Origin of the sequence: Paenibacillus sp. FSL H7-0737, assembly GCF_000758545.1 — a bacterium.
Lineage (GTDB): Bacteria > Bacillota > Bacilli > Paenibacillales > Paenibacillaceae > Paenibacillus_AQ.
This window is the reverse complement of the sequence record NZ_CP009279.1, coordinates 1,055,986-1,075,324: the sequence shown is the minus strand read 5'-3', so window position 1 is coordinate 1,075,324 and position 19,339 is coordinate 1,055,986. Positions and strand designations below refer to the sequence as shown.

The 19,339-nt window shown below is 43.2% G+C and carries 19 protein-coding genes; 7 read left to right on the top strand and 12 right to left on the bottom strand.

The window, feature by feature from the left end; all coding sequences use genetic code 11:
• Window positions 1-59 precede the first annotated feature (59 nt).
• Window positions 60-1,970 carry a beta-N-acetylhexosaminidase gene (locus H70737_RS04670; RefSeq protein WP_042185153.1) on the top strand — a complete coding sequence of 637 codons (1,911 nt, stop codon included), beginning with the start codon at window positions 60-62 and terminating at the stop codon, window positions 1,968-1,970.
• 41 nt (window positions 1,971-2,011) lie between these two features.
• Here H70737_RS04670 and H70737_RS04665 read toward each other — a convergent pair whose 3' ends face one another.
• Window positions 2,012-2,305, bottom strand: coding sequence for a hypothetical protein (locus H70737_RS04665; RefSeq protein WP_042185152.1), 294 nt, complete (start codon window positions 2,303-2,305; stop codon window positions 2,012-2,014).
• 103 nt (window positions 2,306-2,408) lie between these two features.
• Here H70737_RS04665 and H70737_RS04660 point away from each other — a divergent pair, with 103 nt between their 5' ends.
• Together H70737_RS04660 and H70737_RS04655 are read left to right on the top strand one after the other, a co-directional pair.
• Window positions 2,409-3,344, top strand: a complete 936-nt coding sequence (locus H70737_RS04660) for a hypothetical protein (RefSeq protein ID WP_042185151.1) — start codon at window positions 2,409-2,411, stop codon at window positions 3,342-3,344.
• Between the two features lie 94 nt (window positions 3,345-3,438).
• On the top strand, window positions 3,439-3,678 hold the full coding sequence (locus H70737_RS04655) for an NHLP leader peptide family RiPP precursor (RefSeq protein ID WP_170880314.1): 240 nt from the start codon (window positions 3,439-3,441) through the stop codon (window positions 3,676-3,678).
• A gap of 16 nt (window positions 3,679-3,694) precedes the next feature.
• Here H70737_RS04655 and H70737_RS04650 read toward each other — a convergent pair whose 3' ends face one another.
• Together H70737_RS04650 and H70737_RS04645 are read right to left on the bottom strand one after the other, a co-directional pair.
• The gene (locus H70737_RS04650; protein WP_231573467.1) at window positions 3,695-5,605 is read right to left on the bottom strand and encodes a sensor histidine kinase; all 1,911 of its coding nucleotides are present in this window, start codon (window positions 5,603-5,605) and stop codon (window positions 3,695-3,697) included.
• Window positions 5,606-5,719: 114 nt separating this feature from the next.
• Entirely contained in the window at window positions 5,720-7,618 is a 1,899-nt protein-coding gene (locus tag H70737_RS04645) for a sensor histidine kinase (protein ID WP_052404163.1), read from the bottom strand.
• A 223-nt stretch (window positions 7,619-7,841) separates the two neighbouring features.
• Between H70737_RS04645 and H70737_RS04640 the strand changes: the two genes are divergently transcribed.
• Window positions 7,842-8,240, top strand: a complete 399-nt coding sequence (locus H70737_RS04640; RefSeq protein ID WP_042185146.1) for a hypothetical protein — start codon at window positions 7,842-7,844, stop codon at window positions 8,238-8,240.
• Between the two features lie 92 nt (window positions 8,241-8,332).
• Here the strand turns inward: H70737_RS04640 and H70737_RS04635 are convergent, their stop codons facing one another.
• Window positions 8,333-9,538: an MFS transporter gene (locus H70737_RS04635; protein WP_042185144.1), complete on the bottom strand. Its 1,206-nt coding sequence runs from the start codon at window positions 9,536-9,538 to the stop codon at window positions 8,333-8,335.
• A gap of 204 nt (window positions 9,539-9,742) precedes the next feature.
• Here H70737_RS04635 and H70737_RS04630 point away from each other — a divergent pair, with 204 nt between their 5' ends.
• Window positions 9,743-10,426, top strand: a complete 684-nt coding sequence (locus tag H70737_RS04630) for a peptidylprolyl isomerase (protein ID WP_042193340.1) — start codon at window positions 9,743-9,745, stop codon at window positions 10,424-10,426.
• A gap of 82 nt (window positions 10,427-10,508) precedes the next feature.
• Here H70737_RS04630 and H70737_RS04625 read toward each other — a convergent pair whose 3' ends face one another.
• The 3 genes from H70737_RS04625 to H70737_RS04615 form a co-directional block, all read right to left on the bottom strand.
• The gene (locus tag H70737_RS04625; RefSeq protein ID WP_042185141.1) at window positions 10,509-11,615 is read right to left on the bottom strand and encodes a Glu/Leu/Phe/Val family dehydrogenase; all 1,107 of its coding nucleotides are present in this window, start codon (window positions 11,613-11,615) and stop codon (window positions 10,509-10,511) included.
• Window positions 11,616-11,798: 183 nt separating this feature from the next.
• Window positions 11,799-12,731: a manganese-dependent inorganic pyrophosphatase gene (locus H70737_RS04620; protein WP_042185139.1), complete on the bottom strand. Its 933-nt coding sequence runs from the start codon at window positions 12,729-12,731 to the stop codon at window positions 11,799-11,801.
• A gap of 118 nt (window positions 12,732-12,849) precedes the next feature.
• Window positions 12,850-13,647: an AAC(3) family N-acetyltransferase gene (locus tag H70737_RS04615; RefSeq protein ID WP_042185136.1), complete on the bottom strand. Its 798-nt coding sequence runs from the start codon at window positions 13,645-13,647 to the stop codon at window positions 12,850-12,852.
• Window positions 13,648-13,814: 167 nt separating this feature from the next.
• Here H70737_RS04615 and H70737_RS04610 point away from each other — a divergent pair, with 167 nt between their 5' ends.
• A complete protein-coding gene (locus tag H70737_RS04610) occupies window positions 13,815-14,792 on the top strand; it encodes a ring-cleaving dioxygenase (RefSeq protein WP_042185135.1) in 978 nt (325 codons plus the stop codon).
• Between the two features lie 58 nt (window positions 14,793-14,850).
• Here H70737_RS04610 and H70737_RS04605 read toward each other — a convergent pair whose 3' ends face one another.
• The gene (locus tag H70737_RS04605) at window positions 14,851-15,552 is read right to left on the bottom strand and encodes a YjjG family noncanonical pyrimidine nucleotidase (protein ID WP_042185133.1); all 702 of its coding nucleotides are present in this window, start codon (window positions 15,550-15,552) and stop codon (window positions 14,851-14,853) included.
• Between the two features lie 168 nt (window positions 15,553-15,720).
• Here H70737_RS04605 and H70737_RS04600 point away from each other — a divergent pair, with 168 nt between their 5' ends.
• Entirely contained in the window at window positions 15,721-16,656 is a 936-nt protein-coding gene (locus tag H70737_RS04600; RefSeq protein WP_042124401.1) for an MraY family glycosyltransferase, read from the top strand.
• A 157-nt stretch (window positions 16,657-16,813) separates the two neighbouring features.
• Here the strand turns inward: H70737_RS04600 and H70737_RS04595 are convergent, their stop codons facing one another.
• From H70737_RS04595 to H70737_RS04585, 4 genes are all read right to left on the bottom strand, one after another.
• Entirely contained in the window at window positions 16,814-17,335 is a 522-nt protein-coding gene (locus H70737_RS04595; protein ID WP_042185130.1) for a mismatch-specific DNA-glycosylase, read from the bottom strand.
• Between the two features lie 35 nt (window positions 17,336-17,370).
• Window positions 17,371-17,928 carry an RNA 2'-phosphotransferase gene (locus H70737_RS04590; RefSeq protein ID WP_042185128.1) on the bottom strand — a complete coding sequence of 186 codons (558 nt, stop codon included), beginning with the start codon at window positions 17,926-17,928 and terminating at the stop codon, window positions 17,371-17,373.
• Between the two features lie 42 nt (window positions 17,929-17,970).
• Entirely contained in the window at window positions 17,971-18,069 is a 99-nt protein-coding gene (locus tag H70737_RS30590) for a hypothetical protein (protein WP_231573387.1), read from the bottom strand.
• A gap of 121 nt (window positions 18,070-18,190) precedes the next feature.
• Complete coding sequence (locus H70737_RS04585; protein ID WP_042185126.1) at window positions 18,191-18,994, bottom strand: nucleotidyltransferase domain-containing protein; 804 nt, start codon at window positions 18,992-18,994, stop codon at window positions 18,191-18,193.
• Window positions 18,995-19,339: the final 345 nt, after the last annotated feature.

The following is a 19,339-nucleotide window of genomic DNA, read 5'->3' as shown; positions in this document are numbered from 1 at the left end:
TAGTGATAAGGTTATTGTGAAGTTGATCATATTCTACATGAATAAGAGGTGTCCACGCTATGCTTAATCATTCTACACTACTGCTTCTGCCTAATCCGCGTGAAATCACATTGTCACAGGACTCATACCGTTTCCCAATAAGCGGAAGCATTGTACTTCCTAGTACGGGAGAGCAAAGTTCAATGCCTGCTGCACAAAAGCTGCAAGCTGTGATTAAACAAGCCTTAAATCTTCATTTGACCTTATCTATTGGCACTCGTCCAACGGTTGTATCCGCTTGTATCTTTAGCTATGTGCCGTCATTATCTGAGCAGGCATACGAAATAGTTGTTGATCAGAGCGGTATCGTTGTCTCCTATAGCTCACCTGTCGGTGCCTTCTACGCAGCAGCCACTCTGAAACAAATCATTGAACAAAGCGGCAGATCTATTCCTCATCTGCATATTCGCGATGAACCTGATTTTGGAGCTAGAGGGATAACCGTTGATATCAGCCGCAATAAAATTCCAAAGCAAGAAACCTTGTACCGAATCATTGACCTTATGGCCGATCTGAAGATGAACCAGCTTCAGCTATATATAGAAGGTACGCCGTTCGCGTACGAATCTTTCCCTCAAGTGTGGGAGCTTGAGACTCCAATCACAGGAGAGGAAATCCTGCTTCTAGATGCCTACTGTAAGGCGCGTTATATTGAGCTTGTTCCAAACCAGAACAGCTTTGGACATATGGAAGGCTGGCTTTCCCGTCCTGAATTCAATGCTTTAGCCGAAATTCCAGAGGGATTTATGCTTCCCAAGGAATTGTACATGGGGGATGTATATCCAGAAGGACTATTTATGCATCCCGGTACGTTTGATACCGAAGATCCTGCCGTGCTCCCTCTGCTAGAAAAAATGTTCGACGATCTGCTTCCATACTTCTCCTCTAATCAATTTAATGTAGGCTGTGATGAGACGTATGAGCTTGGTCTTGGCAAAAGCAAGGCGCTGGCTGAATCACAAGGCAAAGGTCAGATCTATTTATCTTTTCTTCAGAAGATTTATGAGCTTGTTACGAAACGCGGCAAGACGATGCAATTCTGGGGTGATATTATTATCCAACATCCCGAACTGATCCCTCACCTGCCTAAAGATATTATTGCTATGGAATGGGGTTACAGTGCGGAACATCCTTTTGAGTCGGATACCCTCAAATTCCGTGAAGCAGGCATTCCTTTCTATGTCTGCCCAGGTACCAGCTCATGGAACTCCATTACAGGGCGTAGCGACAATATGTTTGCCAATCTGCGTAGTGCAGCTATTCATGGCAAAAATAATGGTTCTATCGGCTATCTCATTACCGATTGGGGTGATCATGGGCATTGGCAGCATCTCCCAATCAGCTACACTGGATATGTTTATGGTGCTGCGCTTTCCTGGAATGTAGATAACAATCTAGATGTAGACACTGCTAAATATTTAAATACATTCATCTTCGCGGATCGTTCCGAGGGTATTGGTCAACTACTCCTTGATCTCGGCAATTACTATCAGCTTGAATCCGAGATCATTCGTTCAAATGATACGGAAATGTCTCTGCTTCTTCGTACTAATCTCGACAATTTGTTAATTGTAGAGAAACTTACCGAAGAGCATTTCAACAATCTTGAAGAATACATGCTCTCTATCGAGGCACGTCTCTCGGGGCTTGATCTTCAATGTGCTGATGCTGATCTTGTTCTTAAGGAACTGAGTAACGGAATCCATTTTGTGAAGCACGCTGTGCAGCTTGGAAGAATTAAACTGCAGCTGGCATCCGCGCCAGATTCGATTGACCCTAATCTGATTACGGAGCAAATCAATGATTTGAATATTCTACTTCATCAATATCGTCTATTGTGGACCGAGCGCAACCGACTCGGTGGCTTAGATCAAAGTATTTGGAGACTTCTACGTCTTAGAGGTCAATACGAAGCATTGAAATCGAAGTAATTTCCTCATCCTAGCTGCAATTGGCGAGTCGAACGTTGAATTTAATGTTTCCGGCTCGCTAGGCGCAGCTCTTCATATTGATTTTCAAGCATTTCCCGCTCCCGCTTTTCATGCTTTTCTCTGCCGATTCCCTCTTTCATGCTTTCCTCATCCTCATAGATTTGCCACAGATCAGAGAACAAATAATCTTTGATTTCTACTGTTTTTCCATTCAATATCCCATTGGTCCAAATAAGTCCCGCAGAGGTACGCATCACAATGCGGCCGTCTGGCGTTTCAGCCTTTTGCCCCATTCGAATAGTCATAAGCATTTGTCCAAAAGTATAACAGTCCATTCGTCCTTAAACCTCCTAAATTTTAGTTGTAATGGAATAAAGAGAAGGATATAATCAGGGCGAAAGAACCAGTTTTTTGCAATTTTATTGTAGGAGGGATGCAATGGATTGGCTAAATGATTACGAAGAAGAACTCCGCTTAGTATTTCAAGAAAGTAGAAAGATTATCTCCGAATTTCCTGAGCCTCTAAATTCACAAGGCATGTCCTATCTTGAACATTTTAACGTATTCAATGCGGAAAGCCACAAAAATTACATATGTTATCTATTGCCCTTTTGGCTTCAGAAAAGCTGTGGGCTCTCAGCAGAAATTACACGTCAAATGTCGATGGGCAATGTCTTCTTCATGCTATATTTTTTCATACAGGATGACCTGATGGACAGCAAAGAATCCTCTACATACGAAAGATTACCTTTAGCGAACCTACTCTATGTTGAATTTTTGAATATCTACAGACTTTTATTTACGAATGACTCCTCTTTCTGGACATCATTCAATCGTTATATCGCTCAATGGGCAGACAGTGTTAGTAATGAAACCACCAGTGATTATTTTCTTAATGATCGGATCAAGATCCCTTATAAAGCCAGTCCGCTCAAACTATCCAGCACCGCTGCCCTTCTGCTATCTGGTAAGGATTCTCTTGTACCGCAGTCTGAGGAAGTGATCGACTCTGTTCTACTTACACTGCAAATGCTTGACGACTATGAAGACTGGAACGAAGATTTATCAGAAGGCAGCTATAATTGTCTCCTCTCACTCACACGAAGCTATCTATCCACTGATAAAGCAACCACACTCACATCAAAAGAGGTCGAATTCTTCCTGTTTACAGCAAACGGACTACGTACCTATGCTGAGCTAGCGCAGGATACGCATCGCAAAGTAATGGCATCCAGCTTAGATATACCTCATCTCCTAGCATTCCACTCCATGTTGGTGACGAACTTACAACAGATCTCAGATTCTATCGAAGCAGAAAAACAGCTTTTACAAGGTGGAGGCTTGTTTTATTATTTGTCAAAAAATATACAATAAATCTATTATTTTGTAATAAAAAGAATAGATTTAGCACAATTGCTATGTTATATTATTAAAGGTAAATATATACATTTTGGAAAGGGTGATTATTATGTCAGAAGCAGTTCTTAGAAATCAAGTCATTCAAAAGGCATGGGAAGATCCAAGTTTTAAGCAAAGACTACTCGCAGATCCAAAAGCAGCTCTCCAAGAAGCGCTAGGCGTAATCATTCCCGACAGCGTTACCTTGAAAGCCGTTGAAGAAGGTTCAAATGAATTCTATCTTGTAATCCCACCAAGTCCATCATCAGATGTATTGAAAGCAACCGCAGCACCACGCGGTTCTTGGTAAGACAGCAGGATTAACCTCATAGGGAGTAGGAATCATCCGGAGCTTCTGCCAATGGCAGTATGGTAATGGATTCGGTTCCTACTCCTTTTTTGCTTGTAAATCTTACTTCACCTTGCATAGTTTCAATGATGCGGAAGGTGACCATCAATCCTAAACCTGTTCCTTTATTTTTCTTCGTGAAATATGGTTCTCCGAGTCGGTGCAGAACATCAGGGTCCATTCCTTCCCCGTTATCTTTGATGTGAATAATCACTTTATTATCTTCACCGTACACCGACATATAAATGAACCCTTCTTCACTGAATGATTCAATGCTGTTCTTGATAATGTTAATGAACGCCTGCTTAAATTTCGAGGAATTTCCTTTTACCCATAATTGGCCGGATACATCCAGAATCATTTTCCCTCCATTGATGTGACACAGGGGCTGCATAATACTCTCAATATGCTTGAATTCATCATATAAATTCAGACTAGAGATCGTCTCAAATTCTGGTTTAGCAAAGGTTAAGAAATCTGTAATAATATTGGATGCACGATCTAGTTCACTTAGGGCCATTGACATATAAATTTGCTCTTCGTTAACGGATTTCTCGCTAAGCAGCTGAAGAAAGCCCCGAGTGACTTGTAGTGGGTTTCTTACTTCATGAGCTACCGATGCAGCAAGCTCGCTAATGATCTCCATTTTTTCCGAACGCTCCAATTCATTGTTGAAACGCTCTAGTTCTCTAGAGTAATTAACAACCTGTTGATGGTTATAGGCTAATCTTCGTTCCAGAATTACGATCAAGGAAATAATGAAAGCAACCAGCCCCCACTTCCACAAGAACAAATCATAATTCCCTTTTTGGATGTAATACCATAATAGCTCTGCAACTACAGTAAACGCAGCGGTTCCAAATCCAATGGCAAACACAATAGCATCTTTATTTCCTTTAAGAGAGAACATAACCACACATGCGATCAGCAGGATGAATTGGAGGATAAGGATAACCCCTATAATGGTGGTAGAAATAAAATAATAGAACTCAATATAGCGATTATTTGATAGGAGATTGATTAAAAGACATAACAAACAAAAAGAAGAGTAAAGCACTTGAAATTGACGAAATTTTCGAATGATACTGAATTTACCACTACCGAATAATTTCTCAAATAAAAAGGTAAGCGCTGGGAGAAGTGAAAAAAGGGCTAAGTCTAGGCAAACGTTACTAATTGGCCCCAATTTATTGTAAAAGGTATAGATGAAGGGGGAGTAGGTTATAGAAAGGATTCCGGTAGCCGCTATAACCACTGCTAGTGAAGCAACACTGGAGAAATAATCTCTGTTTATGTATAGAGCACTTATAAATAGAACGATAGCCACCAGAAAAAAAGCGCAGCCCAAAATCACATCACTTAGTCCATTCTCAATATATTCATTAATTAATTGACTATGTTCACCGATCATTACACTTTTTTTAATTCCAATTCTGTCTTGCATGGTTTCTGTCCAGATATATAGTGTTTTCCCGTTATCTTCTTTACTTAAAGGCAACAGCAAAGAATAGTTATCCTTGATATATTTACGATTTTCCTCGAAGATCAAACGATCCTCCACATACACTCTCACATGAAGAGCATATAAAGTATCGATATACACCGAAGGAGACACATAACTTAAATCGGGTAAGGAAATACGGGTCCAAGAAGAGGATACTCCTGAAGGTAACTCTGGGAGTTCCTTCTTAGAATCTACGTTCATCCAGCTTTGCTGGCCTTCACTCCACGGAATCTCTTGTCCTGTATTTCCTGTTTCATCCTCCCATTTCATTTGCCACTTTGTAATTTCATGGGATGGATTTGGGTTCGCTGCCGATACAATAATAGAGCCACAACCTATCAGGAGGAGTGAAAGGGTGATTGTAATGTGGAGTATTCTAACCATCAAGCGCATATAGGCACCTCAGAAGGAAGTTTCAGAAACAATATTCTGTGTGTTACTACTTCGCTCACTATGCTACCCTTTCCTTCTAAAAAACGGAATAATCATTAAATTCTCCTAATTTTTTCTAGCCGTTGGCAATTTAATGATAATCTCCGTTCCTTCCCCCTTCTCACTATGAAACTCCGTTGTCCCTTCCATCGCCTCAATTATTCGGAAGGTTACCATAAGTCCAAGTCCTGTTCCTTTTGTTTTATTAGAGTAATAGGGCTCACCCAATCGGGCCAGTTCACTACCATTCATCCCTTCTCCATTATCACGTACACTAATCATTACATGGGCTTCGGATTTCCAGGCCATAACTCTAATAAGTCCATTATCCTGCAAAGCTTCGATGCTATTTTTTATAATATTAATAAACGCTTGTTTAAATTTGGCAGATGATCCAATCACGCAGAGTTCCGACTGCAGGTTGAGTTCAATGACTCCCCCTTGCAAATTCGCAAGCGGAGCGAGAATACCCGACACATGCCGTAACTCCTCGGATACATCAAGCCTCTCAATGGTCTCTAGCCCTGGCTTAGCAAAGGTAAGGAAGTCTGAGATAATAACCGTAGCTCTATCCAGTTCTGCGATAGCCATCTGCATATATTCCCTCTCCTTATAATCTGAGCGTTCTCCTAGGATCTGAAGGAAACCACGGGTTACCTGTAAAGGATTCCGTACCTCATGCGCTACAGAAGCTGCCAATTCACTTATAATCTCCATTTTCTCGGAACGCTGTAAATCATTATTAAACGTCTCAAGCTTACGAGAATATTCAACGAGTTGTTCATGGTTTCTCGTAAACCTTCTCCCCAGAATGACGATTAAGGATAATACGAAAACCATCATCCCCCACTTCCACCAATATAATTGATAGGATTCTCTGGATATGTAGTATACGATCAATTCGACAAGAGATATAAATGCAAAGATTGTAAATCCTGTAGTAAAAACAATTGCATCCCCATTGCCGCGATAAGTATGAATAAACGCTAAGCTTACCAATAATATAAATTGCACAATCATAATGATGCCTAGAATATCAGCAGTCATGAATCTATAAAAGTCTTCCAGCTGATACGACAGAAGGATATTAATAACCATTAGTGAAAGACTGAATATAGAATAAACCAATTGAAACTTACGGAATCGGGTGACGATTTGTTTTTTCCCTGAACCGAATATTTTCTCAAAATAAAAGGTTACTGATGGCAACAAGGTGTACAATGCTAAATCAAAGAATACAAGCACGATTTTCCCATAATCCCCGAGAATGATCGGCAAAAACGAAGAATACGTAACCACTATGACTCCAATGGATAAGAGAATTAACACCAACAAAAATCCGGCCGTAAAAAATCCTTTTCTCAAGAATAATGAACAAATAAACAGGACAATAGCTATAAAGATAAACGTCATCCCAATGATGATATCCATTAAGCCCTGCTTCACATAAATGGACAACAGCTCACTGTAGCGATCTACTCTTATTTCGCCTTCTATTCCTAAATCTTTGCTTCCTCCGTGTGTCCATATGTATAGTTCCTTCCCTCCATCTTCTGTGGATAAAGGAATTAGAATTTTGCTGCCGTTGAAATTGTATTTATTCTCAGAATCATATACTAACGCGTTATTCACATAAGCTTTGACGCTATTTCCATATACCTTATTAATGAACAACGCGGATTTCTCGCTCATTTGCGGCAAAGAAAACCGGAGCCACGCTGAGGATGTACCTTTTGGCATCTCTGGTTTGTGATTATGAGGCGTTACGCGAATCCATTCATCATCTGAAGCTGCTACAGCTTCTTCGACAGTCTCTGCTTCTGTATTTCCAAATCTAATCTCCCAACTTGGCAGCGCAGAGTCTGATGATCCAGCACTCACTATCGCCGCACCGTAAGGCACTATTGCTGTTAGCAATAGAAATAATAGCAAAGTAGCCGCTATCTTTGGTTTTGGCAACTTCATCGTAGCACCTCAGTAATTCATTAGTTGTTTAAATGATCATATATGATTCTTAATTTCGACAACCTTCGCACTATTCCTGCCTATTCTTGTAAATTTTCTCGAAAAAAGACGTTATTTATCGGCGTTATTCCCTGATTATTTATAAAACGATTCGATCATAGGCAATCGGGTAAAGATACATATGAGAAGTCCAAATCTTAACCTACCAAGGGAGTGAACGGCTATGGAAGATTCACCTAATAAAACTGAAGCCGATTTTGCATATGAGCGTTATATTCAAGCTGATATTGATGTAGAGGATGTTGTCAATGAAGATGCCGACCCCGTGTTGGTTGGCGATAAATATTTGGCGGCTGATATTGGTTTAAACCAACCTGAGGAAACACTCGAAAGAAATGACTTGCTGGAATCCGATGCATTCCTGGCTGCTGAAACGGCAGGACTAACAAGCAGCGATAATGCTGAGGACGAGGAGCTGCTAGAGATGGAAGAGGAGGATCCTCCATTGGAAGATATTCCTGACGCAGATGAGGTGTATCCAGGATCCATCATCGACCCTGCTTCACCACCAGTTGATGGCATGCCTGGAACGGACGTCTTAAACGGATCACAGGGAGATTAGACTATATAAAGCCGCCGGGCTAGGATCCGGCGGCTTTATTTGTTTTTCAATATGAGTACTTTCCTCAGTAAGGGTTACTCTTGAGCTGCCGGTTATTCTACTGAACGCGCTGCTGCAATTTGGGAATCCAGCTTACGGGTCTTAACCAATACCGCTGCTACAAGCAGCATCACCCCATTGATCACAAACACCCAGCGGATCTGGATAAAAGCCCCAAGTAAACCGCCTATAATAGGCCCGGCCATTGTCGCGAGTTGAGATGCCGCTTGGTTGAGACCAAAAGCACGTCCGCGAAACCCGGGCTCAATAACTTGTACAATCATTGCATTTACAGATGGAAGCACACCTGCATAGAACAAGCCGTAGGCAAAACGAAGAACGGCGAATTCCACATACCCTGTAACAAAGAATTGCAGAATATTACCGATACCTCCACCGATTAATCCAATGAACAAGATCATCCCGAAGCCCTTCCGGCTTCCGATTCTCCCCCACTGCGGAGCCATTAGCACAGTAGCAATACCCACAGCGGAGAATACAATTCCTGAGCTTAGCGAGGCGCTGCTTTTGGCGATTCCCATATCTAGCAGATGTATCGGAATAAGCGGCTCCAGAATCATAACAGAAAAGGTGCTTATCCCCGCCAGCGATAGCAAAGTCATAAATGCGCGATTGCTTCGCGCTTCCTTGATATCATCACTTACATGAGACCTCGGAGCAGATCGGTCAAAATTCTCTTCTTTAGCAAAAAAAGTAGCAATAAGTGCCGAAACGAGTACAATACCTGCTGAGAATAAAAAAGCAACCCGATTGCTTGTGTAAAAGCTCACTACACCGCCGATCAATGGACCAATGATACTGCCCGTTGCTCCGGCTGTAGACATAATACTCAGCGCATAACCGGTCTTATCCTCAGGTGTGTTCGTAGCCACCATGGCTATCGCAGCCGGAACAAATCCAGCAAGCAATCCTTGTAGTACGCGCACGATCAGAAAGACGTAAGGATCATGCACGAAGTAATTAATCAGATATAAGGCTGCCAAACTGAAGCCCGAGCGAATAAGCATCGGCTTCCGACCATATTTGTCGGCGAGGGAACCCCAGTAGGGAGAAATTAAAGCGCTGGCTAGAAAGGTTATCCCAAAACTAACCCCAGACCAAATTTCCAAATGATTCGTAACCCCAAGCTCGTCACTCAAAAAAATAGAGAGGAACGGAATAGAGATCGAATACGCCGTACTACAAAAAAAGACACCCACCCAAAGCACGATCAAGTTCCGTTTCCATGAAAAGCGCATGATCTACACATCCTTTCTTGATGTTCTCGCGGAAACATTCCTATTATTGTAAACCTCTTTTGAGAATGTGCCAATCCCACATGTCACAACTGACCTTTGCATGTAAAGGGACAAAGAGGTTATTATGAGAAGTACCTACGAGATTATTCAAGAAAAAGGAGAGATTGATTAGTGAAGTCTACACGAGCAAGATCTGCTATCCTAATGGTCATGTTATGCCTGGTGATGGTTATTGCAGCAGGTTGCGGTAATAAGCCTACCAATAACAATGCCAGCAGTAATAATGGAAGCAGCAGTGGGGCAGCAGGAAATAACGCAAGCAGCGAGACAAATGCTGGCGCTAACGAAGGACTCCCTTCAGCTACAGCAAGCCACCCCATTGTGACTATTGAGATGGATAACGGAGGCATCATCAAAGCCGAGCTTTATCCTGAAGTTGCCCCTAACACTGTGAACAACTTCATCTCACTGATTCAAAAAGGATTTTATGACGGCACCATATTCCATAGAGTGATGCCTGACTTCATGATTCAGGGCGGTGACCCTGATGGTACCGGTATGGGTGGTCCAGGATATAGCATCGCTGGAGAATTCTCCGGAAACGGGTTTACTAATAACCTGTTGCATACGGAAGGTGTTCTGTCCATGGCAAGATCGCAGGCTCCAGATTCTGCCGGTTCCCAGTTCTTTATTATGGATGCAGCTTATCCTAGTCTAGATGGAAGCTATGCCGCTTTTGGTAAAGTTACCGAAGGCATGGACGTGGTTAAATCCATTGTTGGCTTGAAAACAGACAGTTCAGATCGTCCAGAAGAGCCACCAGTGATGAAGAAAGTAACCGTCGACACACTGGGTGTCACTTACCCAGAACCACAAAAGGTACAATAACAAGCAAAAACGCCGTTGACGTCCTTTAAGGACACCAACGGCGTTTTTGCTTGTGAAAGACTAATTTAAGTACCTATGCACCTTATCCCCGTAGTGATCTTCTGCTAAGAGCATGTTGACCGTTACGCAAGAAAGTACTACGAGTATTTCTTAATAAGGAAATCCGCTCCTCTGCAAGCTGATTTGCCGCAACAGAAGTAGGAATTCCATTTAGACGTGAGATTTCCAGCACGCGGGTGATGTTATCGTAAATTTTTGAAACCTGCTTAAATGCACGTTCCTTATTATAACCATTCAGTTCATCCGCAATATTAATAACGCCACCAGCATTAATCACATAATCAGGAGCATACACAATGCCCATTTCGTGCAGAGTATCGCCATGATAGGCCTCTTTTAACTGATTGTTGGCTGCGCCTGCGATCACCTTCGCCTTAATTACCCGGAGGGACTCATCATTGATCGTTGCTCCGAGTGCGCATGGAGCATAGATATCACAGTCTGTACTGATAATATCTGCGGGATCGACTGCTTTGGCGCCGTAAGCCTCTACTGCACGCCCCACAGCTTCTTTATGAATATCGGTTACGATAAGCTGAGCGCCCTCTTCATGAAGATGCTTACACAGCGAAAAAGCCACATTCCCAACGCCTTGAACGGCTACAGTCTTTCCTTCGAGCGAATCACTGCCAAACGCTGCTTTGGCCGCTGCCTTCATCCCTTGGTATACGCCGTAAGCCGTCGCTGGTGACGGATTGCCCGATGAACCATAAGTAGGAGATGTACCTGTAACATAATCTGTCTCCTGATAAATAATGTTCATATCTTCTTCTGTAGTGCCAACATCCTCGGCTGTTATGTAACGTCCATTCAAGCCCTGTATGTATCTTCCAAAAGCACGGAACATCGCTTCATTCTTATCCTTCTTGGGATCCCCTATAATTACCGTTTTCCCACCGCCTAAATTTAGGCCGGATACTGCATTTTTGTACGTCATCCCTTTCGCTAATCGAAGTGCGTCAACAATCGCTTCCTCTTCTGTAGCATAGGTCCACATCCGTGTTCCACCCAGTGCGGGCCCTAATGTCGTGTCATGAATGGCGATGATTGCCTTTAATCCTGATGCTTTATCCTGACAAAATAACAGTTCCTCGTAATCGTCCTGCTCGAGTGTTGCAAACAATTCCATTCTTAATATCCCCTATCTCTTTGTTATATTCCAGATGTTGGTTGTTACTCTTACCTCTCAAAGTATTGTAGCAGAATGTGTCGTAAAACAAAAAGAACCACGTCACCCTTATAACTTTCAATGGATGACGTGGCTCTTATATGAATGCTACTGCACCGAATAGAGTGCAATTATCAAAATGTGTTACAGCTTAGCAATTGTTTCTGTAAGAACAGGAACGATTTGCGATTTACGGGATACTACACCTCTGAGAAGTGCTTTATTGTCATCAAGCTTAACATTGTACGCCGTTTCTACTGCACCTGCAACTCGACCCAGAGCCAGACCTACGGAATCATTATTAAGGATATCTGTAACTACAAACAAAAACAGATCCAATTCTTTTTCAGCAATAATGGAAGTAAGTGCAGTTTCCAGTTCAGCTTGTTTGGAGAGAACATCATTAACATCTACCGCGTTCACTTGAGCGATTTCAACTTTGTATTCACCCATTTTGAATTCCTTTGCATCCAAGGAAATCAGTTGAGCGATACTCTTGTCGCTAAGATCAGCTCCAGCTTTCAGCATGTCGAGACCGTAGCTTTCAGCATCTACACCAGCGATTTCAGCAAGCTCACGTGCTGCAGCTACATCTTCCGCAGTGCAAGTTGGTGATTTAAACAGCAAGGAATCAGAAATGATCGCAGACAGCATCAATCCGGCGATTTCTTTAGGAATAGCAACTCCGTTTTCTTTATACAACTTGTTAAGAATAGTAGCTGTACAGCCTACTGGCTCAGCACGATAGTATAACGGATGTGCAGTCTCAAAGTTTGCGATCCGGTGATGGTCGATAACTTCAACCACGCGCACTTGATCAATGTCATTCGCACTTTGTTGGCGTTCGTTATGGTCAACAAGAATAACCTGATTTGCTTCACCAGCTACGTTCTCTACCAGACGAGGAGCAGCGACTCCGAAACGATCAAGCGCAAATTGCGTTTCACCACTAACCTCGCCCAGACGAACGGCCTCAGCATCCCAGCCCAATTCCTTTTTGAGTGCAGCATAAGCAATTGCAGAACAAATGGTATCCGTATCCGGATTTTTGTGTCCAAAAACCAAAGTTTTTTCCATTTCCAATCTCCTTACTATGTTTTAGTGAGATTAATATACCATACATTGATAGCGGCTTCCAGATTGTGTGGTTTGAAAAATGCTTTATCGTCATTCAATTAGCCTCTTCTAAGGTTGCTCACGCCCTAGTCTTTGGAAGTGGTACCGGCTTGTCCTCCCCATGCAGTGGCTCATTATCCGAGAAAAGGTCCGGATTCACTGTCAGCATCTGGCTTAGAATATCCGTCGTTTCTACCGTCCCACATACCCTGACTAACGCGTCTCCAAAGTTACCCTTGCGCATGGCACCGCCCTCTTCAAGCTCACGCTCCACCTTCCAAAAATGCTCCGACCAAGAGAGGCCACAATGTCTGCGAGAAGGCACCATGATTTCATCTCCACCCGGCGTCACCGTATATAGCTCCTCATGGGTATCCGTCATTCTGCCTGGAATATCGACCCACTCTTCAATGCCATGGATGAACGTATTCCGCCGAAGATCGACTCCCAGCAGTACAATTTCCGCCTTTCGATCAAGTAGCTTGCCCCATGCTGAACCACGGGCGCACGGCGTATCCCAGCGTTCATCCCCCGTAGTGAACTCCTCAGCATCTGCACCTAAAGCCGCCACAGAATGCGTCGGGTGCCAAGAGCGAACAACACCTGGACGTTTACGGAATAACTCCGGTAATATCCCTACACAAGATGGGGAATCTTGAACAGAGAACCTTGGATTGTCTGCATTAATATAAGCCCAAGTATGAGTTGGCAATACGAGCAGTCCGTCCTTCATATATTCACTGAGTACATCCAGTACTGTGTTCGCGCCTCCATCTACTTCCCCAATGCTTTTTAAAGAGGAATGGACCAGAATAGTCCCGTGTGGATCAAGCTTTAGCTCCTGCAATTGTTTCATCAAGCTAGTTGTTGTGTGCATTGTACACTCTCCTTATATATGAACTGGATTTTATGATGCATAAACATCTACTTGCAAAAATCGCATTTTACTATTAAAATTATAGTAACTTAATAATACTCACTAAATCTTTTAAAGATCACAATATAACTTACTCACATTTAGCATTTACACGGAGGTAATTACACATGACATTAACATTAAAAGGACTACATCACGTATCCGCAATTACAGGTAAAGCGCAAGAAAACTTTAGGTTCTATACCGAAGTACTTGGACTGCGTCTCATTAAAAAGACAGTAAACCAGGATGATATTTCAGTGTATCATTTATTCTATGGTGATGAGAAGGGTAATCCCGGAACCGAATTAACTTTCTTCGAACTCCCAATGGCGGGCCGCAACCGTGCAGGCAATAACAGCATCTCCGCGCTCTCCCTTCGAGTGCCAAATGATGCTTCACTTACCTATTGGGAGCAGCGTTTCACCGAGCTTAACGTAGAGCATGAAACGATTCAAACAATCGGTGGCCGCCAGACTTTAGCCTTCCGTGATCACGAAGGGCAACGTTTCATTCTAGTATCCGACGAAAATGATAATGGTGTTGCCGGTGGCATCCCTTGGGCTAAAAGCCCGGTACCTGCTGAAAATGGGATTGTTGGTCTAGGTCCCGCACATCTTACAGTAGAAAGTGCAGAGCATACGGCGGTTGTACTGGAGCAATTGCTTGGCTTCCGCCGCAAAGGCACTTATCCTTCAACCATTGCGGGCCAGCCAGATGTGATTGTATTTGAGACTGGAGAAGGCGGATCAGGTGCAGAGGTTCACCTAGAGGAACGCAATGATCTAGAGCAGGAACATTTGGGACGAGGTGGTGTGCACCATGTCGCATTCCGCGTGGATAACGAGGAGGAATTGAAGCAATGGGTCGAGCATATACGCACAGCTCAGCTTCCTAACTCCGGATTCGTGGATCGTTTCTACTTCCGCTCCCTTTACTTCCGTGAGCCTAACGGCATTCTTTTTGAGCTAGCTACAGACGGGCCAGGCTTTGCAACAGATGAGCCAATGGAAAGTTTGGGCGAATCTCTTGCACTGCCACCATTTCTGGAATCGAAACGCCAGCAAATCGAAGCTTATCTGAAGCCGCTGGATACTCGGCAATAAGATTCTTCAGCTCACTTAATAAAAGGTGTGAGTCGCTGATGCGCTCACACCTTATTTTTTATTGAAGATCCGTTGTCTTGCCTACAATGTCTAAGAGCTCCGACAGAACTCGAATTTCATATTTCGGTTGAACACCCGACGTATTCTCTTTACCGAGCGGGTTAAACCAGCAAGTATCGATCCCATAATTGATTCCGCCTTGAATATCAGAGGTTAAGGAGTCCCCTACAATCAGTACTTTTTCCTTATCCGAAATTCCCAATTTAGCAAAAGCATAATCAAAAATCCCTGTCTCCGGCTTCTGACAACCAGCCTCCTCTGAAATAATGATCTGCTCAAATGTTTCACTAAGCGGTGATCCTTGAATTCTGGAAGTTTGCACTTCTTTAATTCCGTTCGTAATAATTGCTAATCGACAGCCGGCAAGCTCCTCGCACAGCTCGATCGCTCCCTGGATCAGAAAGGTTCCCTCGCCTAAGAAACGTAGATACGCTTCACTAAACGCCTCAGGATCTAGCTCCAGCGCATTCGCAGCGAATAACCGATTAAACCGTTCCACGCGTAATGCAGCAGAACTAATCTTCCCCTGCTCCAAATCACGCCACAGCGCATGATTAATCTCCTGATAACTGGCAGCATAATCCTCAGCACCTGTGGGCATCCCAACATGTAGAAATGCGTTAGATAACGCGTGACTTTCTGCCATTCCGTAATCAAACAGTGTATCGTCAGCATCGAATAAAATAACGTCGTATTTCATAAATATCCCCCAAAACTCTTTTCTCAAAAAGGTACTACAGTGATACAATCAAGTCAACTTATCAGTCAGACGACAAAAATTTACTTTTTTAAGGTAGTTTTAAGCGAATTGTGTTATTTTAAAAAGAAAACGGTGGTGAGCGTCATATTATACGTTTTATCGTTTCTAATGTCTTTTTCTATCGTCTACTTTCTAATTCCGCCGCTCGGCAGACTAGCTTTCCGACTCGATTTTGTGGACAAGCCTCGTCAGGACGTTGAGCGTAAAATTCATAGAGAGCCTATACCGCTTACGGCCAGTTACGCCATATTCATTGGATTCTTCATTACCTATCTGGTATTTGCCCGTGAATTCTCCATGGAAACCGTCGCGCTGTTTGCAGGGGGCGTACTGCTGCTGACCATAGGCACCATAGATGATTGGTACAAAACAAAAGGTAAGGATTTCCCGGCACTGCCCAAAATGATTGTGCAGGTTAGTGCGGCTGTTCTTGTTTATCTTTCCGGCAACGCATTTACAGGCTTCTACAACCCCTTCTCAGGGGATTATATCGTTCTACCCGTTGTATTACAGTTTCTATTGACGATTATCTGGATCTTCGGCGTAACCACTGTCATTAATTTCTCGGATGGTATGGATGGTTTGGCTGGCGCCTTAACTGCTATTTCGGCCATAACACTATTTATTGTCGCATTAACTAAGGGGCAATCCTCTTCTGCGATTATGGCGATTGCACTCGTCGGTGTCACCATTGCTTATCTACGCTATAACAAACCGCCTGCCAAAATCTTTATGGGCGACGCCGGGGCTACCTTTCTAGGTTTCATCCTTGCGGTAATCGCACTCGACGGTGCGTTTAAGCAAGCTACGGCCCTGTCGCTGTTCATCCCGATTCTGGCGCTGGGCGTTCCGATCTTCGACAATATTTTTGTCGTCGTCAAACGCTTTATCCAAGGCAAGTCCATTTATCAGGCCGACGCTACCCAGGCTCATTACCGCCTGCTTCGTGCAGGTTTGAGCCAGAAACAAGTCGTTGCCGTGTTATGCTTGATCAGCGTTTGTCTATCCTTATCCTCTATCATTCTGTTGTTGATCGAGACTTGATGTATTATTTGCGGATTAGTATCGTACAGGAACAATCGCATCAGCTAGTCCATTGAAGTAATAAAAACGAGCAAGTTTCCAATCTGGAAACTTGCTCGTTTCTTGTTTGAAGTTCATACTTCTTCAAGCCCATAACTCTGCAGCCAAACACATCATCTCATCTGTCGCTTTCTTGCGTAAACTCGGCTAACCTACGGTAAATCCCTATGATCTCCTCCATAGGCATCCTCACTAATCCACTGGAAGAGGGAGCTACAAATTCACGTACACCGTCTACCTTCGGAGGTACATCCCCTTGAAATCCCCAGTTTGCTTTAGTCCTACGACTAAACTCTGTATATACACCTTTTCCTACAAAACAGGCGACCTGTGGGCGATACAATTCCAGCTTGGAGCGAAGCAATTCGCGGCCCTCATTATATTCCTCACGGGTAATATCGTCGATTCCGCGTGTAGGCCTGGAAACAATATTCGTAAAACCATAACCCAGCTTAAGTAGTTCCCCGTCCTCAGACGCGTCGTATAGCCGAGGAGTAAGTCCTGAATTGTGCAAGATTCTCCAGAAATTATTTCGTGGATTCGCGTAATGGTGCCCCACTTCACCTGAACGAATACTCGGGTTAAAACCAATAAATACAATCTGTAATCCGTGATCTAGGTGATCTGAAATTCCATCCATGTGAGTATGCCTCCTAACCAAACGTTGTTCTAATTCTATAATGGGGTATACACATTAAGACAGGAAGCCGGAATTGGGTCCGCCAGCCATACCTCATTACCCGCACAATAAAAAGTTACACCCATTTGACCAGCGCTAATCGTATCAACAGTCAGTAGAATCAATTTCCCTCTGCGGCTTCCGGCCAGACTGGCAAAATGTGTCCCTTCGGATAAATGAACATATTGGCGTCCCATTGATTGGAGTCCCTCTTCCAAAATAACTGAAAGAACGCCAGTATGAGTTCCGTGATAAAGCGTAGATGGCGGAGTTCCCGGATCATAGGTTATTTTGGTATGACTATGCCCGTACCGAGCTTTGATTCGATCTCCATTGATTTCAAATCGTTGCTTCTCGCAGCTGGCAACCACTTGCTGAATATCTCCCACAGTCACCTCAGACCATCTAGGAGCTTTCACAAGCACGGACAACAAATCGTCCAACGTACAGGAACCATCCTCAGGGTCCAAAATAAGGCCATACTGCTCTGGAGTATGCCGGAGCAATTTAGTCATAAATTTGCTTAACGACACTTCTGTAGCATTGCTTAACATTATATTTCTACCTCAATTCATAACTCATTTCTATTCTATTCTCTACAGCCGTGGATCTACAGGATCAGACTCCAAAGACAGCGCAGCAAGCACACATTCATGTACGCGTTCTATCGGCTCTTTACGAATAAAACGTTCCACCGATTCCCGGCTGGTTTTTAGCCAGCAGATGGGACAACATCCCTGCTCCTGACCCCGTCGCCTTGATAATCAAATGCATAAGCTTTATCTCTCCTTAATTAACAATTATTGAATTGTGAACTTACCAGTTCCATTGCCCCGTTTCTCCCCAGACCTCTATCAGTGCTGATCGGAACAAGACATCTAACGCTTCATCCATAACACCAACACTCTGTTCAAAAGCAGAAGCAACCGCCTCGTAATGAGCAATTCTCTCCTCCAAATAAATATTGATAACATCCAAGCGCGGCTCCAGATTTAGTTCATCACCGGACATTTTACGAGATAACAGGTTCTGCACAGCTTCCTGTAATTCTGAACCTTGTGGAATCAAATCCTGTACAAGCACATTAAAATCGAGCGGCGGCACTTCGTTGTATTTTTCAATCCAAGCGCATGCTAAGAGTGGTCTTAATACGTAAAAATATTTCTTGATTTTAACCTCACTGCCTTGCAGATAATCCCGGTAATTTCCTCGCGCCATGTTCAAATAGTGGTAAATGCATGATTTTGGCGAAAAGCTTTGTGGCGAGAGTTCACGGATACTTTCGGCTACAGCGTATTTTTCTTCATAGCGAATCGGTGATTCTAACCATTCCAGCAGAGGCGGATTAGATTTCCGAAATAGATTAAGCCCCTTCTTCAAGTCCCAACCGTTAATATCAAGCATGTCACTGATCGGCCGTTCTATTACATCCCTGTGCTCAAAAATAGATAAATACGCCTCAGGTCTCCGTATGTATAGGAATCTAACATCATAATCACTATCTTTGGATGGAAATCCCCAAGCCCGGCTCCCCGATTCACACGCATACAAAATGCGGACTTGTTCTTCAGATTCAATGGTCCGAAGCTGCTGAATGATCGATTGATGTATTTCCGACATATTAACCCCTCCCTTAAACCTTCTAAATATGCAAAAAAGACCATGGACTCCATCGTCCATGGCCGGGCTTCACCTAAATACAGAACTCCTTACCGGTTAATATAGCGTTGTTGATTCACCGGAAATGAATACACTGATTCTAAGGCTGACCTGTAAGCCAAGGTAACAGATGGACGCAAATATGGATAAGAATTATACGATGGCTGATTATTCATATTGTTATTCATCTGTCCTTACCCCCAAGTCAAATTATATTTTATTCAGTACCATTTCATCCTTAACATATCTCCAAAAGCATAATCCAACTATCCAGTTTCTGTCAACCAGTAGTCTTTTTCTGTAATC